The sequence below is a fragment of the Chitinophaga sp. genome, from assembly GCF_039596455.1.
Taxonomy (GTDB): Bacteria; Bacteroidota; Bacteroidia; order Chitinophagales; family Chitinophagaceae; genus Chitinophaga.
In genome coordinates this window covers 46,428-65,733 of the sequence record NZ_JBCNJR010000013.1, presented here as the reverse complement: position 1 = coordinate 65,733, position 19,306 = coordinate 46,428, and the positions used below count along the sequence as shown (strand labels likewise).

Annotated in this window: 13 protein-coding genes; 2 read left to right on the top strand and 11 right to left on the bottom strand. The window is 54.9% G+C overall.

Features of this window, described 5'->3' with window-relative positions; genetic code table 11:
* Nucleotides 1-44 precede the first annotated feature (44 nt).
* From ABDW36_RS25105 to ABDW36_RS25055, 11 genes are all read right to left on the bottom strand, one after another.
* Complete coding sequence (locus ABDW36_RS25105; protein ID WP_343704697.1) at nucleotides 45-1,325, bottom strand: putative oxidoreductase C-terminal domain-containing protein; 1,281 nt, start codon at nucleotides 1,323-1,325, stop codon at nucleotides 45-47.
* Entirely contained in the window at nucleotides 1,322-2,095 is a 774-nt protein-coding gene (locus ABDW36_RS25100; RefSeq protein ID WP_343704696.1) for a glucosamine-6-phosphate deaminase, read from the bottom strand. The genes ABDW36_RS25105 and ABDW36_RS25100 overlap by 4 nt, the downstream gene beginning before the upstream one ends.
* Nucleotides 2,079-3,299 (bottom strand): N-acetylglucosamine-6-phosphate deacetylase, encoded by a 1,221-nt coding sequence (nagA, locus tag ABDW36_RS25095; protein WP_343704695.1) that lies wholly within the window; start codon nucleotides 3,297-3,299, stop codon nucleotides 2,079-2,081. The genes ABDW36_RS25100 and nagA overlap by 17 nt, the downstream gene beginning before the upstream one ends.
* Nucleotides 3,274-4,665, bottom strand: coding sequence for a sugar MFS transporter (locus ABDW36_RS25090; protein ID WP_343704694.1), 1,392 nt, complete (start codon nucleotides 4,663-4,665; stop codon nucleotides 3,274-3,276). Before ABDW36_RS25090 ends, nagA begins: the two co-directional genes overlap by 26 nt.
* 5 nt (nucleotides 4,666-4,670) lie before the next feature.
* A complete protein-coding gene (locus ABDW36_RS25085; protein WP_343704693.1) occupies nucleotides 4,671-6,011 on the bottom strand; it encodes a Gfo/Idh/MocA family oxidoreductase in 1,341 nt (446 codons plus the stop codon).
* Between the two features lie 197 nt (nucleotides 6,012-6,208).
* Nucleotides 6,209-8,494 (bottom strand): hypothetical protein, encoded by a 2,286-nt coding sequence (locus ABDW36_RS25080; protein ID WP_343704692.1) that lies wholly within the window; start codon nucleotides 8,492-8,494, stop codon nucleotides 6,209-6,211.
* A gap of 1 nt (nucleotide 8,495) precedes the next feature.
* Entirely contained in the window at nucleotides 8,496-9,782 is a 1,287-nt protein-coding gene (locus ABDW36_RS25075) for a BNR-4 repeat-containing protein (RefSeq protein ID WP_343704691.1), read from the bottom strand.
* A gap of 10 nt (nucleotides 9,783-9,792) precedes the next feature.
* Nucleotides 9,793-10,707, bottom strand: coding sequence for a DUF5017 domain-containing protein (locus ABDW36_RS25070; protein WP_343704690.1), 915 nt, complete (start codon nucleotides 10,705-10,707; stop codon nucleotides 9,793-9,795).
* A 29-nt stretch (nucleotides 10,708-10,736) separates the two neighbouring features.
* Nucleotides 10,737-12,260: a RagB/SusD family nutrient uptake outer membrane protein gene (locus ABDW36_RS25065; protein ID WP_343704689.1), complete on the bottom strand. Its 1,524-nt coding sequence runs from the start codon at nucleotides 12,258-12,260 to the stop codon at nucleotides 10,737-10,739.
* 18 nt (nucleotides 12,261-12,278) lie between these two features.
* Nucleotides 12,279-15,431 (bottom strand): TonB-dependent receptor, encoded by a 3,153-nt coding sequence (locus tag ABDW36_RS25060; RefSeq protein ID WP_343704688.1) that lies wholly within the window; start codon nucleotides 15,429-15,431, stop codon nucleotides 12,279-12,281.
* 42 nt (nucleotides 15,432-15,473) lie between these two features.
* Nucleotides 15,474-16,511 carry a Gfo/Idh/MocA family oxidoreductase gene (locus ABDW36_RS25055; RefSeq protein ID WP_343704687.1) on the bottom strand — a complete coding sequence of 346 codons (1,038 nt, stop codon included), beginning with the start codon at nucleotides 16,509-16,511 and terminating at the stop codon, nucleotides 15,474-15,476.
* A 493-nt stretch (nucleotides 16,512-17,004) separates the two neighbouring features.
* On the opposite strand from ABDW36_RS25055, the gene ABDW36_RS25050 reads away from it, so the two are divergent.
* A complete protein-coding gene (locus ABDW36_RS25050) occupies nucleotides 17,005-18,258 on the top strand; it encodes an Nramp family divalent metal transporter (protein ID WP_343704686.1) in 1,254 nt (417 codons plus the stop codon).
* A gap of 18 nt (nucleotides 18,259-18,276) precedes the next feature.
* Entirely contained in the window at nucleotides 18,277-19,293 is a 1,017-nt protein-coding gene (locus ABDW36_RS25045) for an epimerase (RefSeq protein ID WP_343704685.1), read from the top strand.
* Nucleotides 19,294-19,306 lie beyond the last annotated feature (13 nt).

Here is a 19,306-nt window from a genome sequence, read left to right as displayed (position 1 = left end):
TGCACAAAGTGCAAGCCCCCTCCTTATTTGAGACCCATTTCAAATTATTGTCCGTTCCTGGCCAGCTTCAACGCTTCCGTAGTAGTGTAGTATTTGGCCAGGGTATTAGGCACTTCCCATGCGGGTTGTTTCCCTTCTTTCACGTACTGTAAAAAAGCTTCCATCACTTTGGCAAAAGAGGCTTCGTGCCCTTTCTTGTAGGAGTCCGGCACTGTTATGCGCCAGCCTTTGTCAATGCGCTCCAGCGCCAGGCCGGGGTACTTTTGCAGCAAGGGCTGCAGGGCCGCGCTGTCTGGTGTTTGCGTATGCACGTACAGCTCGCCGTTTTCCAGCAGCACGTTGGCTTTGGTACCGCGGGTGAGGGCATAATGCGTATCCCCTCCCCCCTCGTACGCCCAGGTAACAGACACGCGGGCGTTCACGCCGCGCAGGCGATAGCTGAAAGCGCCGTTGGCATATACCTGCAGCACGCTGTCACTTTGCGCGGCGGGCTGGCCGGTGATGTCTGCAAACTGCTGCATGGTCATAGCGGTAGGCCAGCGGCGGGCGGAGTCTATCACTATATCTTTGGTATAGTCCAGCACCTGTTCAGGGAAGCAGGTCCACTGAATGAGGTCTACCATATGCGTGGTAACGTCTACAATGCCTTCTCCCTGCTGGGTTACGTCCATATACCACACCGGCCTTACCAGCAGCTTGCCGGCCACGTTCTTTTTAAAGTGGTGCACGCTCTCCCTGATCACGGCCGGGTTATCCGGCGAGCCCTTTTCCAGCTCACCGAACACGGCGGGCATGTGGGTAAGCTCTTTCTGGAGGATGGACAGTATTTCGTACCGCTCCGTCATCATATCATACAGCTGCACTTTCTTTTCCTCGGCTTCAGCAAAAGCTGCCTTCAGGGAGTCGAAGCCGGCAGGGTCAATGGCCATGGGCTTGTCGCTCAGCACATGCATGCCCGCGCGCACGCTGCTGCGGATGTAAGAAGATTTGAGGCGGTTATTGCCGGCAATCACTACAATGCTGCCGGCGGGCTGTGCCGCCAGCCGCTGCAGGTAGTCAGGGCCTTTGTATACTTCTGTTTGCCAGTGTGTGGGCTGCTCTGCGCGCTGGTTATACCGGTCTACCACGGCCAGGTATTGCTCCACTTCCGGCCCTTCAGGCGCCAGCACCTGCGCCACGCTGTCTATGCCGGGGTACATGCGCTGCATCACCAGCGACGCGTGGAAGTGGCCGGGATCAAGGGCTATGAGCCGTTGCTGCTGCGGTGGTTTGGCGGGAGAACAGGCCATCATTGCTGCAAATGCCAGTAAGGATAATTGTTTCATGATAATTGGGCAAGGCGGTCGAAAGAAAGGGCAGCGCTGTCTTTGTCTACAAACAGCACGGCCTCCGGGTGGTTGCGCAAGGCGGTGGATGGATATTTTTCACTGATGCTGTCAAACAGGGTGTGTTTCACGGCCGCGGCCTTGTTGGGGCCGGGCACCATGCAGAAAATATACCGGCCTTTCAGCAGCGCGGGCACGGTGAGCGTGAGCGCATGCGTGGGCACCTGGGCAAAGGTCTCGAAGCAGCCATCGTTCACCTGCTGTTGCCGGCAGGCATAATCCAGGTCTACCACCTTCACCAGCTTGGGGTCTTTAAAATCCGCCACATGCGGATCGTTGAAAGCAATGTGCGTGTTCTCCCCGATGCCCATCATCACAATATCTACACCCGGCTTCAACATGGCGGCGTAGCGCTCGCATTCCGCCTGCGGGTCTGGCGCGTTGCCATTCAGGTAATGCACGCTGCGGAAGGGTACTTTCGCAAAGAGGCGGTCTCTCAGGAAGTTGCCGAAACCCTGCGGGGCCGCAGCGTCCAGGCCAATGTACTCATCCATGTGAAAGGCATTGATACGTTCCCATTCAATACCACTGTCTGCCGCCAGCGCTTCCAGGAACTCCTGCTGCGAGGGAGCGGCCGCAAACACAATGTTCAGCTGCTCCTGTTCCTGCAGCAGCAGCCTGATGCGGTCTCCCGCCATGGCCGCGGCCGCGGCGCCCATGGCCTGCCGCGTTTCATGTATATGTATCCGTAAGTTATCTACCTGCTTCATGTAATTGTTTTTGATGTTGGGCCTGGTACAGCAGGTTGCCGCCTACCATTACCATGTCCATGTTAATATCTGCATCGAAGATCACGATGTCTGCATCTTTACCTGCCACCAGCGCACCCTTCCTGTCTGCCACGTTCATGATGGCGGCGGGGGTGCTGGTGATCATTTTCACCGCGTCTATGAGCGGCACGTCCGCCAGCTGCACCATGTTGCGCACCAGCTGGTCTGCCGTGGCCACACTACCCGCAAAGGAGCTGCGGTCCGGCAGCTTGGCCACGTTATCTTCCACTATCACTTTCAGGCCGTTGTTGAGCGCGCCGAGAATGCTTTCTCCCGGCGGCATGCCGGCGGCGCGCATGGCGTCTGTGATGAGGGCCGTCTTGTCTGCTCCTTTTATTTTGTACACCAGCTTCAGCAGCGGCGGGGGCAGGTGAACGCCGTCCGCAATAATTTCCACCGTCATTTCATCCAGCAGGAAAGCGCTTTCTATAGCGCCGGCGTAACGGAACGCGTTTTTACGCGTAACGCCAGACATGGCGGAGTACAGGTGCGTGGCGTGGGTATAACCGCACTCCAGCGCTTCCAGCACTTCTTCATAAATAGCGTCTGTATGCGCAATGGCGGCCAGAATGCCTTTGCTGCGCAGGTAACGGCCAAACTCCAGCGAACCCGGCAGCTCCGGCGCCGCGCTCCAGCGTACCACGGAACTGGTAGACTCCAGTACCGCCCTGTACTCTGCGGGTTCAGGGTTGCGGATGTAGCGCGGGTCTTGCGCGCCGCGCTGGTTCATGGCAAAGTACGGGCCTTCCAGGTGAATGCCCAGGAACTCCGAGCCGCGTTTGTTGAGGGCATGCGCCTTGTCATACAGCTGCACGGCATCCATGAGGCTGGCCGTATCGCTGCTCAATGTGGTGGGCACCATGGAGGTAGTGCCGTATTGTACGTGTTTTTCTGCAACAGCAAGGAACGCTTCCACATCGCCGTCCATAAAATCACTGCCGCCGCCGCCGTGGATGTGAAGGTCTATAAATCCCGGCGCCACGTAACGGCCGCCGGCATCAATTTCCAGTGCATCACTTACGGGAATGTCATACTCACTCACGGCTAGTATCTTGTTACCCTCTACCAGCACCGTTCCTCCTGGAATAATGCGGTATGGGGTGATGATCTGGCCGTTGCTAATTTTTTTCTTCTGAAACCTCATATGTCTGCACTTCCTGTTTTAATTGAATGTTGGATGAAAAAGCGGGAGACCACCTCCTGATGAGATGCCCGTAAAAAGCGTAAAATATGAGGTAGAGGTAACAGGGGAATAATACCCAGTACGCCGCCCTCAGGTTGTAAGCGTCTGCAAAGTAGCCGTACACCAGGGGCAGAATGGCGTTGCCGCAAAGGCCCATGATCATGATGGAAGCGCCCAGTTTGGTGAAGCGCCCCAGCCCTTCCAGCGCCAGCGGCCAGATGCCGGCCCATACCAACGAGTTGGCCAGGCCCAGCAATACCACAAACCAGATAGATATATCCGTAGTGTGGCCCAGCAGGGTAACCTGCCCTTTCACCAGGGTGATGCAGGCTACCAGCAAGGCGCCCAGCACGGTGCAGAAACGCAATGCGTTCACCTGGCTGATCACTTTCGGGATGAGCAGGATGCCCATGCAATACCCGAAAATGGTGGCTGCCAGCGTGTATGAGGGGAATGTTTTGGCTTCCAGCAGGGAAATGCCCATATCATGCGTGGCGTAGGGAATGATGGTGTCTATCGCTACCACCTGCGTGCCTACGTGCAGGAAAATGGCCAGTGCGCCCAGGATGAGATGCGGGAACTCGAAGATGCTTTTTTTGCCTGCATTGGCGGCCGCCACTTCGCTGCTTTCGCTTTCCGTATTGATCTCCGGCAGCGGGGAATAGCGTACCATCAGGCCCAGCAGGAACAAGACAGTACCTACTACCGCATAGGGCGTAATTACCCGGCGGATCAGCTCATCCAGCGCTGCGGCCCGTTCCTGCGCCCCCATGTGGGCCAGCTGTTCAAAGAGGCCGGTGTCTGTAGGTTTGAGGATCACCGCGGCAAAAATGAGCGGCGCAATAATACCCGCGCCTTTGTTGCAGATGCCCATGATGCTGATACGCTGCGCGGCGCTTTCCTTTGGCCCCAGTATGGTGATGTAGGGGTTGGCAGCCGTTTGCAGTACCGCCAGGCCCAGGCCAATGGTGAAAAGCCCCAGCAGGAACACTTCATACGTACGCGTCAGCGCGGCGGGGATGAAGATCAGCGCACCCACCGCCATGGCCCAGAAGCCCACCATCATGCCCTTCTTGAACCCTACCGCTTTGAGCAGGTAGGATGACGGAACGGACATGATGAAATAGGAGATATAAAAAGCGAACGCCACAAAGTAAGACTGCAGGTTGCTCAGCTCACAGGCTATTTTGAAATAAGGTATCAGGATGGCATTTACCCAGGTCACGAACCCGAAAATAAAAAACAGCAGCCCAATGATAAAGATAGATATGCGGGTGTCACGTTTGCTCATTGAGCCCACTTCCACCACCGAAGGTTTATTTCCCATCTTGATTATATTTTCGGTTCCCAGCCCGGCTGGTAATCTCTTTTCCAGAACTTCTGCGCGGCCGCGTTGTTTTTGATGTGGCCGGTAGCCGGGTCTATGTTCAGCGCGGAGCCTGAGCGGAGCGCAATATTGCCCAGCTGGCAGAGCAGGGTGCTCTTGTGGCCGCCGAGGATGTCTGCGTTCAGCGTAGCGCCGTTCTTGATACCGTCAAAGAAATTCTGGATATGCAGCGCGTCAAGGTCTGCAGCGGGATTGGTGAGGTTGCGCGCGTCGATGGCTTTGGTGTTTTTTACGTCTTTCACCACCTTGTTCTTCAGGTCATAGATGGTGTAGGCGTTGCCGTCTATTACGAGGGAGCCGTTCTCTCCGTAGAAAATTACGCCGGCGGTATTGCCTTCTATGGGCTTGCCGTTGCAGCTGCGGCCTTCCCAGGCAATGCTGCATTTGTTGCCGAACTCCATGGTGATCACCTGGGTGTCTGGCGTTTCCCAATCGTCCTGGTAGCGGTAGCGGCCGCCGGAAGAGGTGACGAAGGTGGGGTAATCCACATCCAGGCCCCAGCGCAGCAGGTCAACCATGTGGGTGCCGTTGTTGAGGGCTTCACCGGTGCCCCAGTTCCAGAACCAGTGCCAGTTGTAGTGGATGAGATTGTCTTTGTAAGGCCTGCGCGGCGCGGGGCCCTGCCAGAGGTCGTAATTGAGCCAGGAAGGTACTGCAGCGGTTTTGCCGGTGCCGATAGACTCGCGGTTGTTGGTATACCAGCCTTTGCCGAAATACACCCGGCCAATGGTACCGCTTTTTATTTCGTTGATGGCGGCAATCACGTTCGGCCAGGAACGGCGCTGGTTGCCCATCTGTATAACGGTTTTGTATTTTTTCTGCGCGGCCACCAGCAGCTCTCCTTCTGCGGGGTTGTGGCTGGCAGGTTTTTCCAGGTATACGTGTTTACCGGCTTTGGCCGCCAGTATGGCCGCAGGAGCGTGCCAGTGGTCAGGCGCGGCCACCACCAGGCCGTCCAGCTCCTTGTTTTCCAGGGCTTTCCGGAAGTCAGGCACGGCTTTGGGCTGTGACTGCTGGATCTTGGTCACGCTGGCAATACATTTTTCCGCTGCGCGGCTGTCCACATCGGATACGGAAATGATCTCGCAATTGGCCTGGCGGGCATAGTTATTGGCCAGTGCGAGCCCACGGGCGTTTACGCCCATCATACCGATTTTAATACGTTCATTGGCGCCTATGATACGGGCATAACTTTTGGCGCTCACACCAGGCAGCATGCTGCCTACCGCCAATGCCGCTGATCCTTTGATCGTGTTTTTCAAAAACGCTCTGCGGGACTTTTCCATGATTACTTCGTGGTTTGGTTGAAAATTGATGTTTTCGGGTACGTACCCGAAAGTACTATTTAAAGTTAGAAATTAAAAAGTTTTTGCCAGTTTTTTGTTCCGGCAACGTTTACGGGCTGGCCTCCGGCGGTTTTGGTGCCGGGGCGCTGATTCGGGCACGGCCTGCCCCGGTTGCCGGATTCCTGTGCCGCCTTCCCTTACATGCTCTCCCCTTCCAGCTCGTGATGGCTGGCCAGCATCCGCACAAAGCGGGGCTGCAGCTTCACCTCCTTCAATATTTCCTGCCCCAGCCGCGTATTGAGGTGGTTGAAACGCAGGATCTTGTTCAGTTTGATGAAGCCGTAGGTATCCACCAGCGAAGGTTTGGGCGTACCGTCTACCACCGGCGCATGTACCGTGCAGTTGGTAAAACTGGTCCCCGCGGTGGCCGCCAGCTTGTAAAAAGTTGTTTCTCCGGCTTTCCCGGCGGGCTGGAGGCGGCAATCCGCCAGGCTCAGTTCTCCCTGCAGGTCGGCTTTCAATGCTCCAACCAGGCTGCGTTCTACCCGTAAGCCTGCGGCGCCGGCCAGTTCCGCGGAAAAATGATGGCAGTTCACCACGCGTATTTCCGGGCTGAGGGCGTATTCATCTTCCGGCTGCTTGTCTGGCGCTGCATTCAGCAGCAAATGGCGGGCTCCCTCCTGCTCCAGCTGAACGTTCTCGAATACCAGTGAAGCGTTGGGCACTCCCGGCCCGCCTTTCAGCGGCTGCCGGTACCCCTGCGGGGCGGCCATTTCCACGAGGCGCACGCCTTTGCTGCGGCCTTCCACCACCACGTCACGGAAAGACACGGCATGCGGGAAAAACAGCCGTTCGCCGCTGCTCTTCATTTTGGAGAACGCCGCCGTGCGCATCAGCCAGCAAATACCGGTGGAGCCTGGCAAGGCATGATAATCTACCGTCAGCCCTTCCACGCGGATGGTGCGGCCGTAGCCAATGGGATAGTTGTAGGTAAAATCTGCCGGCACAAATTCCAGCACCGCCGTGTCTCCCTGCCCGGCGGGCATATAACGGCAGTTGCGGACGTAAATGGCCCCGTCCCACTTGGCGCCGAAGTCTCTCCGGAAGGAAATGAAGTTCCTTGACCAGATGGTGGTGTTTTCCACGAACAGGTCTCCCCCGCCCGTAACGGTCACGCCGCGGTAGCCGATCTGGGAATCTTTGATGTACAGATGCCAGCAGTGGAAATGTACGTCTACCCGGTTGAGGCTGCAGCTGTCTATGATAAACTGTTTATTGAGGTTGGTGCCGAACACGCCCCAGTGCACGGGCCCGCCTTCTGCCGTTACGCGGCAGAAACGCGCTTTCAGGGTGCGGTTGCAGGAAATACCGTAAGTACCGGCAGGCACGTCCCGCTCCTTCCCTTCCCTGTCTTGCTCCCAGGGTATGAGCCGCACATCCTGCAGCGTTACGTCATACACGCGGGAAAAAGAATAGAAGCCGCCGCGGGGGTTGAGGGCCACGTCTGCCGCGCCCTTTTCCAGCCCTACCCACTGCTCGCGGATAATGGTGCGGCTGCGGCTGATGGTAATGCCGCCACGCCAGTAGCCGTCGTATTTAGTGCCTTTAAAAGTACCCGGACTGTTGCCGGACATTAAAAAAGTACCGCCTTCCACCACCAGGTAGCCCTGATCGCAGGGGTACGCCATCAGGCTGGTGAAGTTTTTGAACTCCCAGGCCAGGTCACCTATGATGCGGCCGTGTTCTTCCACGTAAAAAAAATCTTCCCGCGCCCATGACTGGCCGTTGTACCTTTCACCGGCCCGCAGCCCTATCCTGTCTTTATCATCCGCCGCAAACACCAGGCAATTGGTATAAGGCGCCAGTTCGGGAATCATTTTTACGCCGGGCTTCAGCACTTTCAGCAGCAGGTCTTTATCCGCTTCCACCTTCACCGGCTTCAGCCTGCTTCTGATCTCGAAACGGGCGTTGGTTTTGGTATTGTATTGCTCGTCTATATGAAATACGGTATTGCCCCAATGCACATTGGTGTACACCGGTATCGCATTGGTCTGCTTCAGCCAGAACTCGCCGCCGGGGTTCACCACGGGAATGTTGTGCTCATTGGCAAATTCATGGGCCGCCTTGATCTGCACCCCGTCGTCATTCTTGCCATCTCCCACGGCGCCGAACATCTTGTAGTTCACGCTGGCGCCCGCCAGCAATACGGCGGAGAGGCCGTTCTGCAAGGCTATCCCTCCTTTTTCCGCCACCTGGTAAACCGCCGCGCCGCCGTCTCCGGCTGCGTGATAGCCGGCCGTTTGCACAATACTGCCGGCAGTGAGTTTTTTATCTTCCTGCATGGCAATTACAGTGGCGTAGACCGGGCCGCCGCCGCTGCGTTTGGAAACGGGCGCCGCGCCTACCGGAAGGCCGGCTGCCAGTGTGAGGCCCAATGCGCCCAGCATTTTTCTACGGGTATAGGCGGTGTTGTTCTGTTCCATGCTATTGCCTTTTGATTTTCAGGTCTGTTTGGTAATCTGTATAATGATAGTAATGCCCGTTCATCCACATGAGAATGGGCGAGCCGGATGTATTGCCGGCCACAACGTACGGCCTCAGGTTATCTGCGGTAGAATGGCTGGTAACAGGAATGGTCTCTTCCTTTTTCCCGTTCAGCACACGCTTTTCAATTTCATACACCCCGTTTATTTTGCGGGCCAGGTATATGTTGTTCACGTTCTCGTGGTCCAGCACAATACCGCCAGAATAATGCGCCTCCAGCAGCTTTTTACCGGGTTTTATGATGGTGATGTAAGGCCCGGCATCTGCTATTTTCCGGTCTTCCCACTTTTTACCGTTCCACCTGGCGTAGTAGTACTGGTGCTCTTCCGGGGAGGGATAGCGCGCATAGGTCACCACGGGGTGGCCCTTTTTATCCATGGCTATGTCCCATATCCAGGCCCTTACGTCTGTTACGGCAGGGTCATATACCTTGTCTACCTTGCTGATAGTAACCGGCAGATCTGCCACGCCGCCTATCCTGCGGCCGCTGGTTTGCCAGAAAGCCCCGTTTTTATAATACATATGGAACACCGCCACATCGTTGCCGATCTTGGGGTGGCCGTTCGTAAACAGGAAGTCTATGCGTGACTTGCCGTCTGATGTATACTTGATGTAAGGCGGGTTGTTCCGCATGGAGTTGTCCAGCAGTATTTTTCTTTCGCTCCAGGTTTCCCCGTAGTTATCACTGTAAATGAAATAGATCTGCGTACCGGCGTAGCCTTTCTCAAAACCTTTGCCCCGGTAAAAATCCCTGCCGAAAAGATAAATGCGGTTATTTTCCCCGCTCAGCATAATAGGGTTGCTGTAGCAATACACATCGGTAGCAGATTTGTTCAGCAGTATCCGCTCGTCTTCCCATGCCGTAATGTCTTCCGCGTTTTTGCTTTTCCGCATGAACAGGTCGCCGTTGTGATGGGAATAAAAGGTGAGCAGCTTTCCGTCAGGCAAAAAAAGGAAGGAAGGCACGTTGTGATCATCCACCTGCAATTCCTTGTGCAGGTTATACTCCTCCTCCTGGTTGGTAGCCAGGTCCAGCGATTTCACCATCACATCTCCCTTGCTGTTGATATACCCGAAATACATGGCCTCTTTCTGCCCTTTGTGGTAAATGGCCCTGGGGTCTGAGAACCAGCACCAGGCGGCATCTTTCGCAATCACCTGTTGGGAGAACACAACATTTCCCTGCAGCAGGAAGAATAAACATAATATGCTGAAACCAAACCTCATAGTGTTCATTTTATGGTGTAACTTTTATGGCCAGCTGGCGCACTACCCTGCTCTCACTGTCACTATTCACGTTCAGGCCTACAAAAGTGACGGTGTAGGTGCCCGGTTCCGAGAAGACGTAGCTGTATTCCTTCAGCGGCGGGTCTGCCAGTGTTTTGATGCCCGTGCCCCAGTCAGGGCCGAGGTCTACTTCTTCCATATTGATGGGCTTTGAGATCACCCAATCTTCCATATACTCCTCCTTGTAATCCAGGTTGTTGCCGAAGAAGGCAAGCTGCGCGGCCTGTATCACCGCTCCCCTGCCGGGGTCATGCGGGCCTTGCGCTATGATCTGCCAGCCGGCAGATTTATGGTCTGCCAGGGTTTGCACGCCCAGGTCCGTATAACCGGCTACGTTAAAGCCGGTCATGGTCCACAACTTGGAGGCGCCGTTGGCGGTTTGCGGCTTTACAATGAACCGGTAGCCAATATAAAGCGGTTTGCCCGGCACGGCAAGTGAATTGATCTTTTTTACACCAGCGGCAATGGCGGTGTTGCTGTTACCCGGCGCCAGCTTGAACCAGCTGGTGATATTCTGCCAGGTGGCGGCCTTGAGCCCGTCTACCGTATATTGCCCGTTAAAGTCATTGGAAGCGAATACGGCAAACTGGTCTTTCTGCGTGCCGTAGTTGAGGGAGGTGGAGAAAGAAAGCAATACGCTGTCTATTGCGGTTTTACGTCCTTTGTAAAAGTTATAGTCGCTCAGCACTTCCCCTGAGTAAAAAGACAGGACGTTGGCATTGGTGCTGATGCTGAAATGCGCGGTATCTCCGGCTTTCAGCTCGGCCTTGTTTACCGTTACTTCCAGCAGGGGCGTGTCTGTTTTCATGTCCTTGCTGCAGGCGGCCATGAATGGAACGATGAGGAATAATATGATCCGTTTCATCTGTTAATTTTTAATGTGATGTGCATTAGTTACCAGCCCGGGTTTTGCACCAGTTTCCTGTTCAGCATCATTTCCCTGGCCGGTATGGGGAACAGCAGGTGTTTTTCCGAAGCGTTCAGGAAAGCAATAGTGGCATAAGCATAAGAGCCGCCCTCACTTTGTATTTCGTTGCCTATTGCCTTCATAGTGGGCAGGAAGATGCCCCAGCGTATCAGGTCTGCCTTGCGCAGTGATTCAAAACACAGCTCGCGGGAGCGTTCGTCTTGCAGCTCTTCCAGGAATGCCTCTTTAGAAGCAAAGCTGGTGTATTCCGCTGCCTTGGCTCTTTTGCGCACCAGGTTGATGGCGCCCAGCGCTTCAGCCGTGGGGCCGTTCAGCGCGTTTTCCGCTTCTGCGTACATCAGCAGCACATCTGAATAACGTAAAATGGCAAAGTTCTGCGGCGTGGTGCTGGGCGCTTTGGGCAGCACGGTCTCATACTCCCTGCGCCATTTGCCGGCGTTGCGGTTATACAGCTGGGCGGCGGTATGCAGCACCTTGGTTTTACCCGAATAACGGAACGGCGCAATCGCCCAGTCGCGGCGCACATCTCCTTCTGCGTACTTGCGGTACAGGTTGGCGGTAGCGTTGATAAAGCCGTAGCTGAAACCTATTTCGGTATCGGTAGTAGCAATGCCCACGGTATACCCGATCCAGCCGGTTTCGGTATAGGCGTTGCCAATGCGGTTACCCCAGAATTCCACTTCCCAGATGCTTTCCCTGATATCATATTTGTCTTGCGCGTAGTTGATGAATATCTGGCTGTAATCTTCCGCCAGCTGATGCTCTCCGGATTCCATCACTTTCAGCGCCCACTCTTTCACGTCATTATATTTGCTGGCATCGTTCAGAGGTTTGCCTGCCCAGTAGAGGTATACCCTGGCCAGCATGCCGCGCACGGCAGACTTGGTGATCCTGCCGCCGAATCCTATTTGCGTAATGGTTTTCACCAGGCCTTCAGACTCTTTCATATCTTTCACGATCTGCTCATACACTTCCGTAGCTGGCGTACGGGCCACTTCATTGCCTGCGGCGGAAGTGACCGGTTCCAGTATCAGCGGCACGTCTCCCCAGTTGCTCACCAGCATGAAGTAATAAAAAGCACGCAAAAAGAGTGCTTCGCCTTTTACCTGCATGCGCGCGGAATCACTCATTTTAGGCTTGTCTATGCTGGCCAGCACCATGTTGGCGCGACTGATGCCTTCGTACAGCCTCATCCAGGTGCCGGATATCAGGTTATCAGAAGAGGTATGGGTGTATACCTGCGGGCCGTTGAAGGTGCTGCGGGCATAAAAACCCTGGTCTGCTTCCGTGCCCAGGCGGCTGGTGAAAGCGTTCGAATACAGCTCGCTGCTGCCCAGTACATCATATACACCGGTGAGGCCGTTGCTCAGCTGTTCTTCCGTGGTGAAGTATTGCGTGGGGGTCAGAAAGTCCGTGGGTTTTGTGTCCAGGAACTTTTTACAGCCCGTCATGCCTATCATCACCAGTGCTACAAAATATATTCGATTCATAACAAAGCTATTTTGATGTTAAAGAGTTGCTTTTAACCCGAAAGTAACCGTTCTGGCACGCGGGTAAGCGGAATAGTCAAATCCTGCGGAAAGCGCGGTGTGGCGTACAGACACCTCGGGGTCCATGCCGGAGTAATTGCTCCAGGTAATGAGGTTCTGCGCCTGTACGGATACCGCCAGGTTGCTTATTTTCAGCGGGCGCAGGTACTTTGCCGGCAGGGAATACGCCAGAGACAAGGTTTTCAGGCGCAGGTAAGAACCATCCTCCACCACGCGGGAAGAATAAATGCCGTACATGGTCTGCCCGCGGCTTACCGGTATGTTGCTGGTTGGATTGTCGTGGCTCCAGCGGTTTACGTAAGATTTGTACTGGTTCAGGTTGTTACGGTTGCCCACGTTCTCTTCAAACATAAGGCGGTTGGCATTCATGATGTCATTGCCGTAAGACCACTGGAAAAACACGTTAAGGCTGAAACCCTTGTAGCTGAAGTTATTGGAGAAACCGCCGGTGTGGATGGGCAGGCCGCGGCCAATCACTGTCATGTCTTCATTATTCACCACGCCGTCTCCGTTGATGTCACGGAACTTGTTGTGGCCGGGCTGTATCTGGTCTCGCGTGTCTGTGTTGGTAGGCCTGTCCTTTTTCAGCACATAGGTGTTGGGAGAAGGCTGGTCAAAATCATCATAAGTATAGAGACCGTCCCAGATGTAGCCGTAAAACAGGGAAGTAGACTGCCCCATGCGGGCAATGTACAGCGCGCCCTTGTAGCCGGAATCCCATTCCATGGGTGTAAGCAGGGCTTCCTCCCCTTCTGCCAGGGCCAGCACGCGTGTTCTGTTGAAGCTGATGTTGAAGCTGCTGTTCCAGGAGAAGTGTTTTGTACGGATATTCTCCGTACCGAGGCTGAACTCAATGCCTTCGTTGCGCACCTTGCCAATGTTCTTGAACACGGTCTGATAACCGGTGGTGTAAGGCACGTTGGCCTGCAACAACAGGTCGTATGTGGTTTTGCGGTACAGGTCTGCCGTGAACTCAATGCGGTTGCGGAACAGGTTGAGGTCAAGGCCCAGGTCTACCTGCTCCGTGTTTTCCCATTTGAGGTTGGCGTTGCCCAGGGTGCCGGGTATTACGCCTTTGTTGGGCGTGGCGTTGTTGAAAGAATAAGACGCGTTGATGGGCAGCGTCAGCGAAGGCAGGTAATCAAAGTTGCCCACGCGGTTGTTGCCTGTTACGCCGTAGCTGGCGCGCAGCTTGGCGTCAGACACAAATTTGAGCGGCTTCATAAAATCTTCGCTGCTCAAGCGCCATGCAAAAGCGCCGGAGGGGAAATAGCTCCATCGGTTCTGCGGAGCAAATTTGGAAGAACCGTCTGCACGGAAGCTGGCCGTGAGCAGGTATTTGGATTTGTAGCTATAGTTCACGCGGCCCAGGAAAGAGCTGAGGGTATAGTTGCCGTTGGAAGCGTATGCCTGGTAAGGAATGCCTTCATCCAGCCCGTCCAGCGCCAGTTCCTCATTAGGCACCTGCTGCACTGCAAAACCGTACCTGGCGCGGTTGCCGCCCTGCATGGTAACACCGGCTACTGCATCCAGCTTGTGTACTTTATTGAAGGTTTTACGGTAAGAAAGGGTGTTCTCGTTCACCCAGCTATTGGCTTCCGTATAGCTTACAGAACCATTGACGCCGCGGGTGTTGGTGGGAATCACCGGCGTACCGTTGCGGGTAAGGCTGCTGAAGAACGCATCACTGCGGCCCACCTGGTTGTTGATGCCGCCTGTTACTTTCAGCAGCAGGTCTTTGGTGATCTTGTAATCTATATAGGCGTTGGCCATAATGTTTTTGATGCCCTGCAGGCGCAGCTCGTTCTTTGAGCTGATCACGGGGTTGATGCGGTAATCTGCCACGTCGTTCAGGTCGGGGTCATCCAGGCCTTCAGAAAGGTCTATGTTAGAGCCGGTGATGGGGCGGTAACCCCATACGCTGAAGAGCAGGTAGTTGGTAGACTGGGAGGCGTTGGCGGAAGGAGAAGCGCCCGTCTGGTTGGTGTTGCTGTAGTTCACGCTTACCCCTGCCTTCACTTTTTCGCTCACCGTCTGGTCTACCGTTACGCGGCCCTGGTAACGCCTGAAAGCGGAGTTGATGATGATGCCCTCCTGGTTGGCCACAGAGCCGGAAATGGAATACAGCGTTTGCGAATTGCCGCCGCGGAGGGAAATGTTATGCGTGGTCATCGGCGCGGTACGGAAGATCTGGTCTTGCCAGTCGTACCCCTTTGCCGTTTTGTAATAATCCAACGTTCTGCCGTCTTTCAGGTAAGCTTCCGTAGCGGCTGTGGGGTTGCGGGCGTACTGGTACTGTACAAACTCGTAGGGGTCCATCATCTCCATTGTTTTCAGCACTTTTGACACGCCGTAGGTACCGCTGTAGGTCACCACGGGTTTACCCGCCTTGCCTTTTTTGGTGGTGATCACAATAACGCCGTTGGCGCCGCGGGCGCCGTAAATGGCGGTGGCGGAAGCGTCTTTCAATATGTCTATAGAAGCAATATCGTCCGGGTTGATGGAAGCCGTTTCCGGGTCTTCGATGGGGAAGCCGTCAATCACGTAGAGTGGTGCGTTGTCTTGCGTGAGCGAGTTGGCGCCGCGTATCACGATGTTCATTTTGGAACCGGGCTGCCCTTCGCTCGAAGTTACCTGTACACCCGCTACCCTGCCGGCCAGGGCTTCGTCAAAAGACATCACGGGCGCTTTGGCCATGTCATCAATATTCACCTTGCTCACAGAGCCGGTGAGGTCTTTTTTGGCCACGGTGCCATAACCTATCACCACCACTTCGTTCATACCCGTGGTGGTAGATTTCATGAACACCTGCAGGGAAGCCTGGTTGCCAACCGTCACTGATCTTTTTTCATAACCAATGAAGGTAAAGTCCAGCACATCTCCCGGTTTGGCGCTGATGCTGAAGCGGCCTTCTGCGTCTGTCTGGGCACCACGGTTGGTACCGTTCACTTTCACGCTTACGCCCGGCAGCGGGGCGCCGCCATCCTGGTCTGTTACCAGGCCCTTTACAGTGCGGGGAGCTTGGGCAAACAGCATGCCCGGTAGCAGCAGCAGGCATAGCAGCACGCATCTGATACCCGAACGGGCATAGGAATATCGTTCCGATTTCATGATCAGAATTTTTGGTGATAAAATGTAAATGAATGTGTGTGGTTACTTTTTCTTCTTATGCTTTTTGGCCCTGTCAAACATGGCTTTCAGTTCAACCGGTTTGCCGCCCAGGCGCTTGCTTTCATCTGCCGCCTCCATGAACGCCAGTATTTCCAGCGTTTCTGCTTCCGGCACGGGAGATTTGCCTGTTCTGAAAAACGCTGCTATCTGGACAACCAGCGGTTCGTAGCCTTTGAAGGGGCCCAGTACGGCATTGCCTTTTTCACCGTATACGGTGCCGCCGTATTCGCTTTTGCCGGTACGGTTGCCACGGAAGCTGCCAATGCGGCCATCTTCCCAAGTGCCTACTACTACATCTGTATTATCTGTGTGAGATCTGCTGACGGATTTGCAGCCGGGGCCCATCACGGTATACAGGGTTTCCACGCCGTGAATGCCGTACCAGAAAATATCAGGATGCGTTTTTTCCAGCGCGCAGGGGCTGTAGGTATCTGCGCCGAACACTTTACCAACGGAGCCTTTCACTACCTGCTGTGCCGTTTCCATGTACCTCAGGGAAGAGCAGGAGAAAACAGCCGTGTTATGCTGGCGGGCGGCATCGAAGATGGCCATGCCTTCAGCCAGGGAGGCGGCCAGCGGTTTGTCTATGAACACCCTTTTACCTGCCTTGAGCGCGGGCAGGGCCTGGCGGTAATGCGGGCGGCCGTCGTTAGACTCTACCAGTACCGCGTCTACTTTAGCCAGCAGGGCATCCATGGTATCTACCACTTCCACGCCCAGCTGTTTCAGCTGGTCTACAAACCCCGGCAGGCGCTTTACGTTGTTAGGTATGTCAGGACTTGCTTCCGGCAATACAGCTACCACTTTGAACCCTTCCAGTCCGGGGGCCGGTGTGGGGTTGTGAAAGCTTTTGGTGAAGGCCACGGCGTGAGAAGAGTCTGCGCCGATAATACCTACCTTGATAACATCTGCACCGGCAAAAGCCTTTGCCCCAAAGGGCAGTACAGTGCTGAGCGCTACGCCTGCTCCGGCGGTAGACAGTGTTTGAAGGAACCTGCGGCGGTCATAGAAATGCGTCATGTGAAATAGTCTGTTTAATTATATCCGTTTAATGTGGTTGCAGTTGTCTGAATATAGGTCAAATGGCTGATACTATTTCGGGTACGTACCCGAATACTCCTTTAAAAAATGCCGGTATCATCCAGCGGTAATAAAAAAATGATCGTTGACCGGGATTATTCCCGGCGGCGCTGTCCGTATGCATGTTCCGTTCCCGGCCTAAGCTGTCCGGCCTTTTTCGCTGCTCCCCTCATGTTTTGCATATTCACGTGCTTATCATACTGATCTCGCTCATTTCGGGTACGCACCCGGAAATTAGTAAATGTTTCCGGAAATACAAATCTTTTGTAGAAAATTATCCGGAATAAAAACGAACAGGTGGCCAGCGCGCCGATATTCAATCAAAGAACAAATAATGTTTGGATTTTTGTAAATGTTGTGTACTTTCGGGTACGTACACGAACATCCCGCTTTTTCGTTATCCGGAACCAAAATTCATAATCTGACCAAACGCATGGAAAACACGTCAACCACCGCTCCTCTCCCGGCCGCAGAGAAAACGGCCACGGGCAAATACCGCGCATGGCTGCAAGCCATCGGCCCCGGGCTTATTACGGCCGCGCTGGTATTCGGGCCCAGCAAGATCACCATTACGTCCATGATGGGGGCCAAATATGGATACGCATTGATATGGCTCATTGTGGTGGCCATCTTTTTTATGATCACATTCACCACTATGTCTGCCCGCATCGGTATTGCCACCAGCGAGTCCCTGCTCACCACCATCGGCCGCAAGTGGGGCAACGGCGCGCGCATTGCCATCGGCATCGGGGTGTTCCTGGTATGCGCTTCCTTCCAGGCGGGCAATTCCATCGGCACTGGCATTGCCATTGGGGAAGCCACGCAAACCAACTCCGTGATCTGGATAGTGGTGTTCAACCTGCTAGCTATTGCCATGCTGTTCTACAAAACGTTCTACAAAACCTTGCAGAACATTATGATCGTGCTCATAGCCCTCATGCTGCTGGCGTTCGTAACCACCCTCCTGTTCTCCAAACCGTCTGTTGGCGGCATCATCAGCGGGCTGGCACCGGTTGTTCCGGAGGGATCGCTGAAGCTGGTGATCGCCTTTATGGCTTCCTGTTTCTCTATTGTAGGTGCGCTCTACCAGTCTTACCTGGTGCAGGAACGCAAAAGGGCGCAGCCCGATGTGAAGCAGTCTCCCAAAGAAACCTACCCCGGTATGCTGATACTGGGCCTGCTGAGCGCCATTGTATTGATCTGCGCCGCAGCGGTGCTGCACGTCAAAAACCTGCCGGTGAACAGCGCTACAGACATGGCGCGGGCGCTGGAGCCTATTTTCGGCCACTTTGCTGCCGCTCTCTTCCTCTCCGGCCTCTTCGGGGCGTCCTTTTCCTCCGTAATAGGCAACGCGGCGCTGGGCGGCACCCTGCTGGGTGATGCGCTGGGTTATGGCGGGCAATTAAAATCCGGCATGGTGCGCCTGTTCATCGGCATCATTATGGTGATCGGCGCCGTAGTGGCCATTGTATTCGGCAAGCTGCCGCTGGAGCTGATCATTCTTGCCCAGGCAGTGACCATTTTTATAGTCCCTTTTATTGGTGTGGCGCTGTACCTGGTAGCAAACGATGAAAAGATCATGGGGCCTTACAAGAACTCCCGCTTTGTGAATATTGTGGGCGCTGTGGGGCTGGTCATCATGTTCCTGCTGGCGGCCAGTAATGTACAGGCATTATTCTTCTCCTAAAAAAAGTCAATTACTCATATGAACAATCTGCAACAAACCGTAGATGCGCTGCTGCAACCTTCAGACGCATTGGTGGCTGACATGGCAACGCTGGAAGGTGATATACTGCTGCTGGGCGTTGGCGGCAAAATAGGGCCCAGCCTGGCAAAACTGGCAAAACAGGCGGTAGACAAATCTGGCGTGCCCCGCCGTATCATCGGCGCTTCCAGGTTGTCTGAACCGGGCCTCAGGGAAGAGCTGGAATCTTATGGCGTGGAAACCATCAAGGTAGACCTGCTGGACGATGCCGCGCTGCAGGCGCTGCCCGATGTGAAGAACGTGCTTTACCTGGCCGGTACCAAATTCGGCACCACGGGCAAAGAATCTTTCACCTGGGCCATGAACGCATACCTGCCGGGCCGCGTGGCGGAAAAGTACAAGCACTCCAATATTGTAGTGTATTCCACCGGCAACGTATACCCCTTCACCCCGGTGTTTTCCGGCGGTGCCGATGAAAGCGTGGCCCCCGGGCCCATCGGGGAATACGGCCAGTCTTGCCTGGGCCGCGAGCGCGTGTTCCAGTACTTCTCTTCCAAACACAACACCCCCATCCTCATTTACCGCCTCAACTATGCTAACGACCTGCGTTACGGCGTATTGCTGGAAATAGCCAAATCCGTACAGGCAGAAAAGCCCATAGACATCCGCATGGGACATGTGAACGTGATATGGCAGGGAGACGCGAATGAAATTGCGCTGCGCAGCTTCCTGCACTGCAGCGTACCAGGCAAGTTGCTGAACGTAACCGGCCCTGAAACCGCGGCCGTTCGGTGGATAGCGGAACAGTTCGGGAAACTGCTGGGCAAAACGCCGCAGTTCGTCAATGAAGAGCAGCCCTCTGCCCTGCTGAGCAACGCGGCGGAAAGCTTCCGCCTGTTCGGTTACCCCAGAGTAGGCCTGCAGCAAATGATAGAGCTAACGGCGGCCTGGCTGCAATCTGGCGGCGCCACTATTCAAAAACCTACCCATTTCCAGGAAAGGGCGGGCAAGTTTTAATCCTGTCAAATAC

Coding starts and splice junctions, on each gene's coding strand:
- ABDW36_RS25105 (WP_343704697.1), bottom strand. CDS start 1,325: ATGAAACAATTATCCTTACTGGCATTTGCAGCAATGATGGCCTGTTCT.
- ABDW36_RS25100 (WP_343704696.1), bottom strand. CDS start 2,095: ATGAAGCAGGTAGATAACTTACGGATACATATACATGAAACGCGGCAG.
- nagA (WP_343704695.1), bottom strand. CDS start 3,299: ATGAGGTTTCAGAAGAAAAAAATTAGCAACGGCCAGATCATCACCCCA.
- ABDW36_RS25090 (WP_343704694.1), bottom strand. CDS start 4,665: ATGGGAAATAAACCTTCGGTGGTGGAAGTGGGCTCAATGAGCAAACGT.
- ABDW36_RS25085 (WP_343704693.1), bottom strand. CDS start 6,011: ATGGAAAAGTCCCGCAGAGCGTTTTTGAAAAACACGATCAAAGGATCA.
- ABDW36_RS25080 (WP_343704692.1), bottom strand. CDS start 8,494: ATGGAACAGAACAACACCGCCTATACCCGTAGAAAAATGCTGGGCGCA.
- ABDW36_RS25075 (WP_343704691.1), bottom strand. CDS start 9,782: ATGAGGTTTGGTTTCAGCATATTATGTTTATTCTTCCTGCTGCAGGGA.
- ABDW36_RS25070 (WP_343704690.1), bottom strand. CDS start 10,707: ATGAAACGGATCATATTATTCCTCATCGTTCCATTCATGGCCGCCTGC.
- ABDW36_RS25065 (WP_343704689.1), bottom strand. CDS start 12,260: ATGAATCGAATATATTTTGTAGCACTGGTGATGATAGGCATGACGGGC.
- ABDW36_RS25060 (WP_343704688.1), bottom strand. CDS start 15,431: ATGAAATCGGAACGATATTCCTATGCCCGTTCGGGTATCAGATGCGTG.
- ABDW36_RS25055 (WP_343704687.1), bottom strand. CDS start 16,511: ATGACGCATTTCTATGACCGCCGCAGGTTCCTTCAAACACTGTCTACC.
- ABDW36_RS25050 (WP_343704686.1), top strand. CDS start 17,005: ATGGAAAACACGTCAACCACCGCTCCTCTCCCGGCCGCAGAGAAAACG.
- ABDW36_RS25045 (WP_343704685.1), top strand. CDS start 18,277: ATGAACAATCTGCAACAAACCGTAGATGCGCTGCTGCAACCTTCAGAC.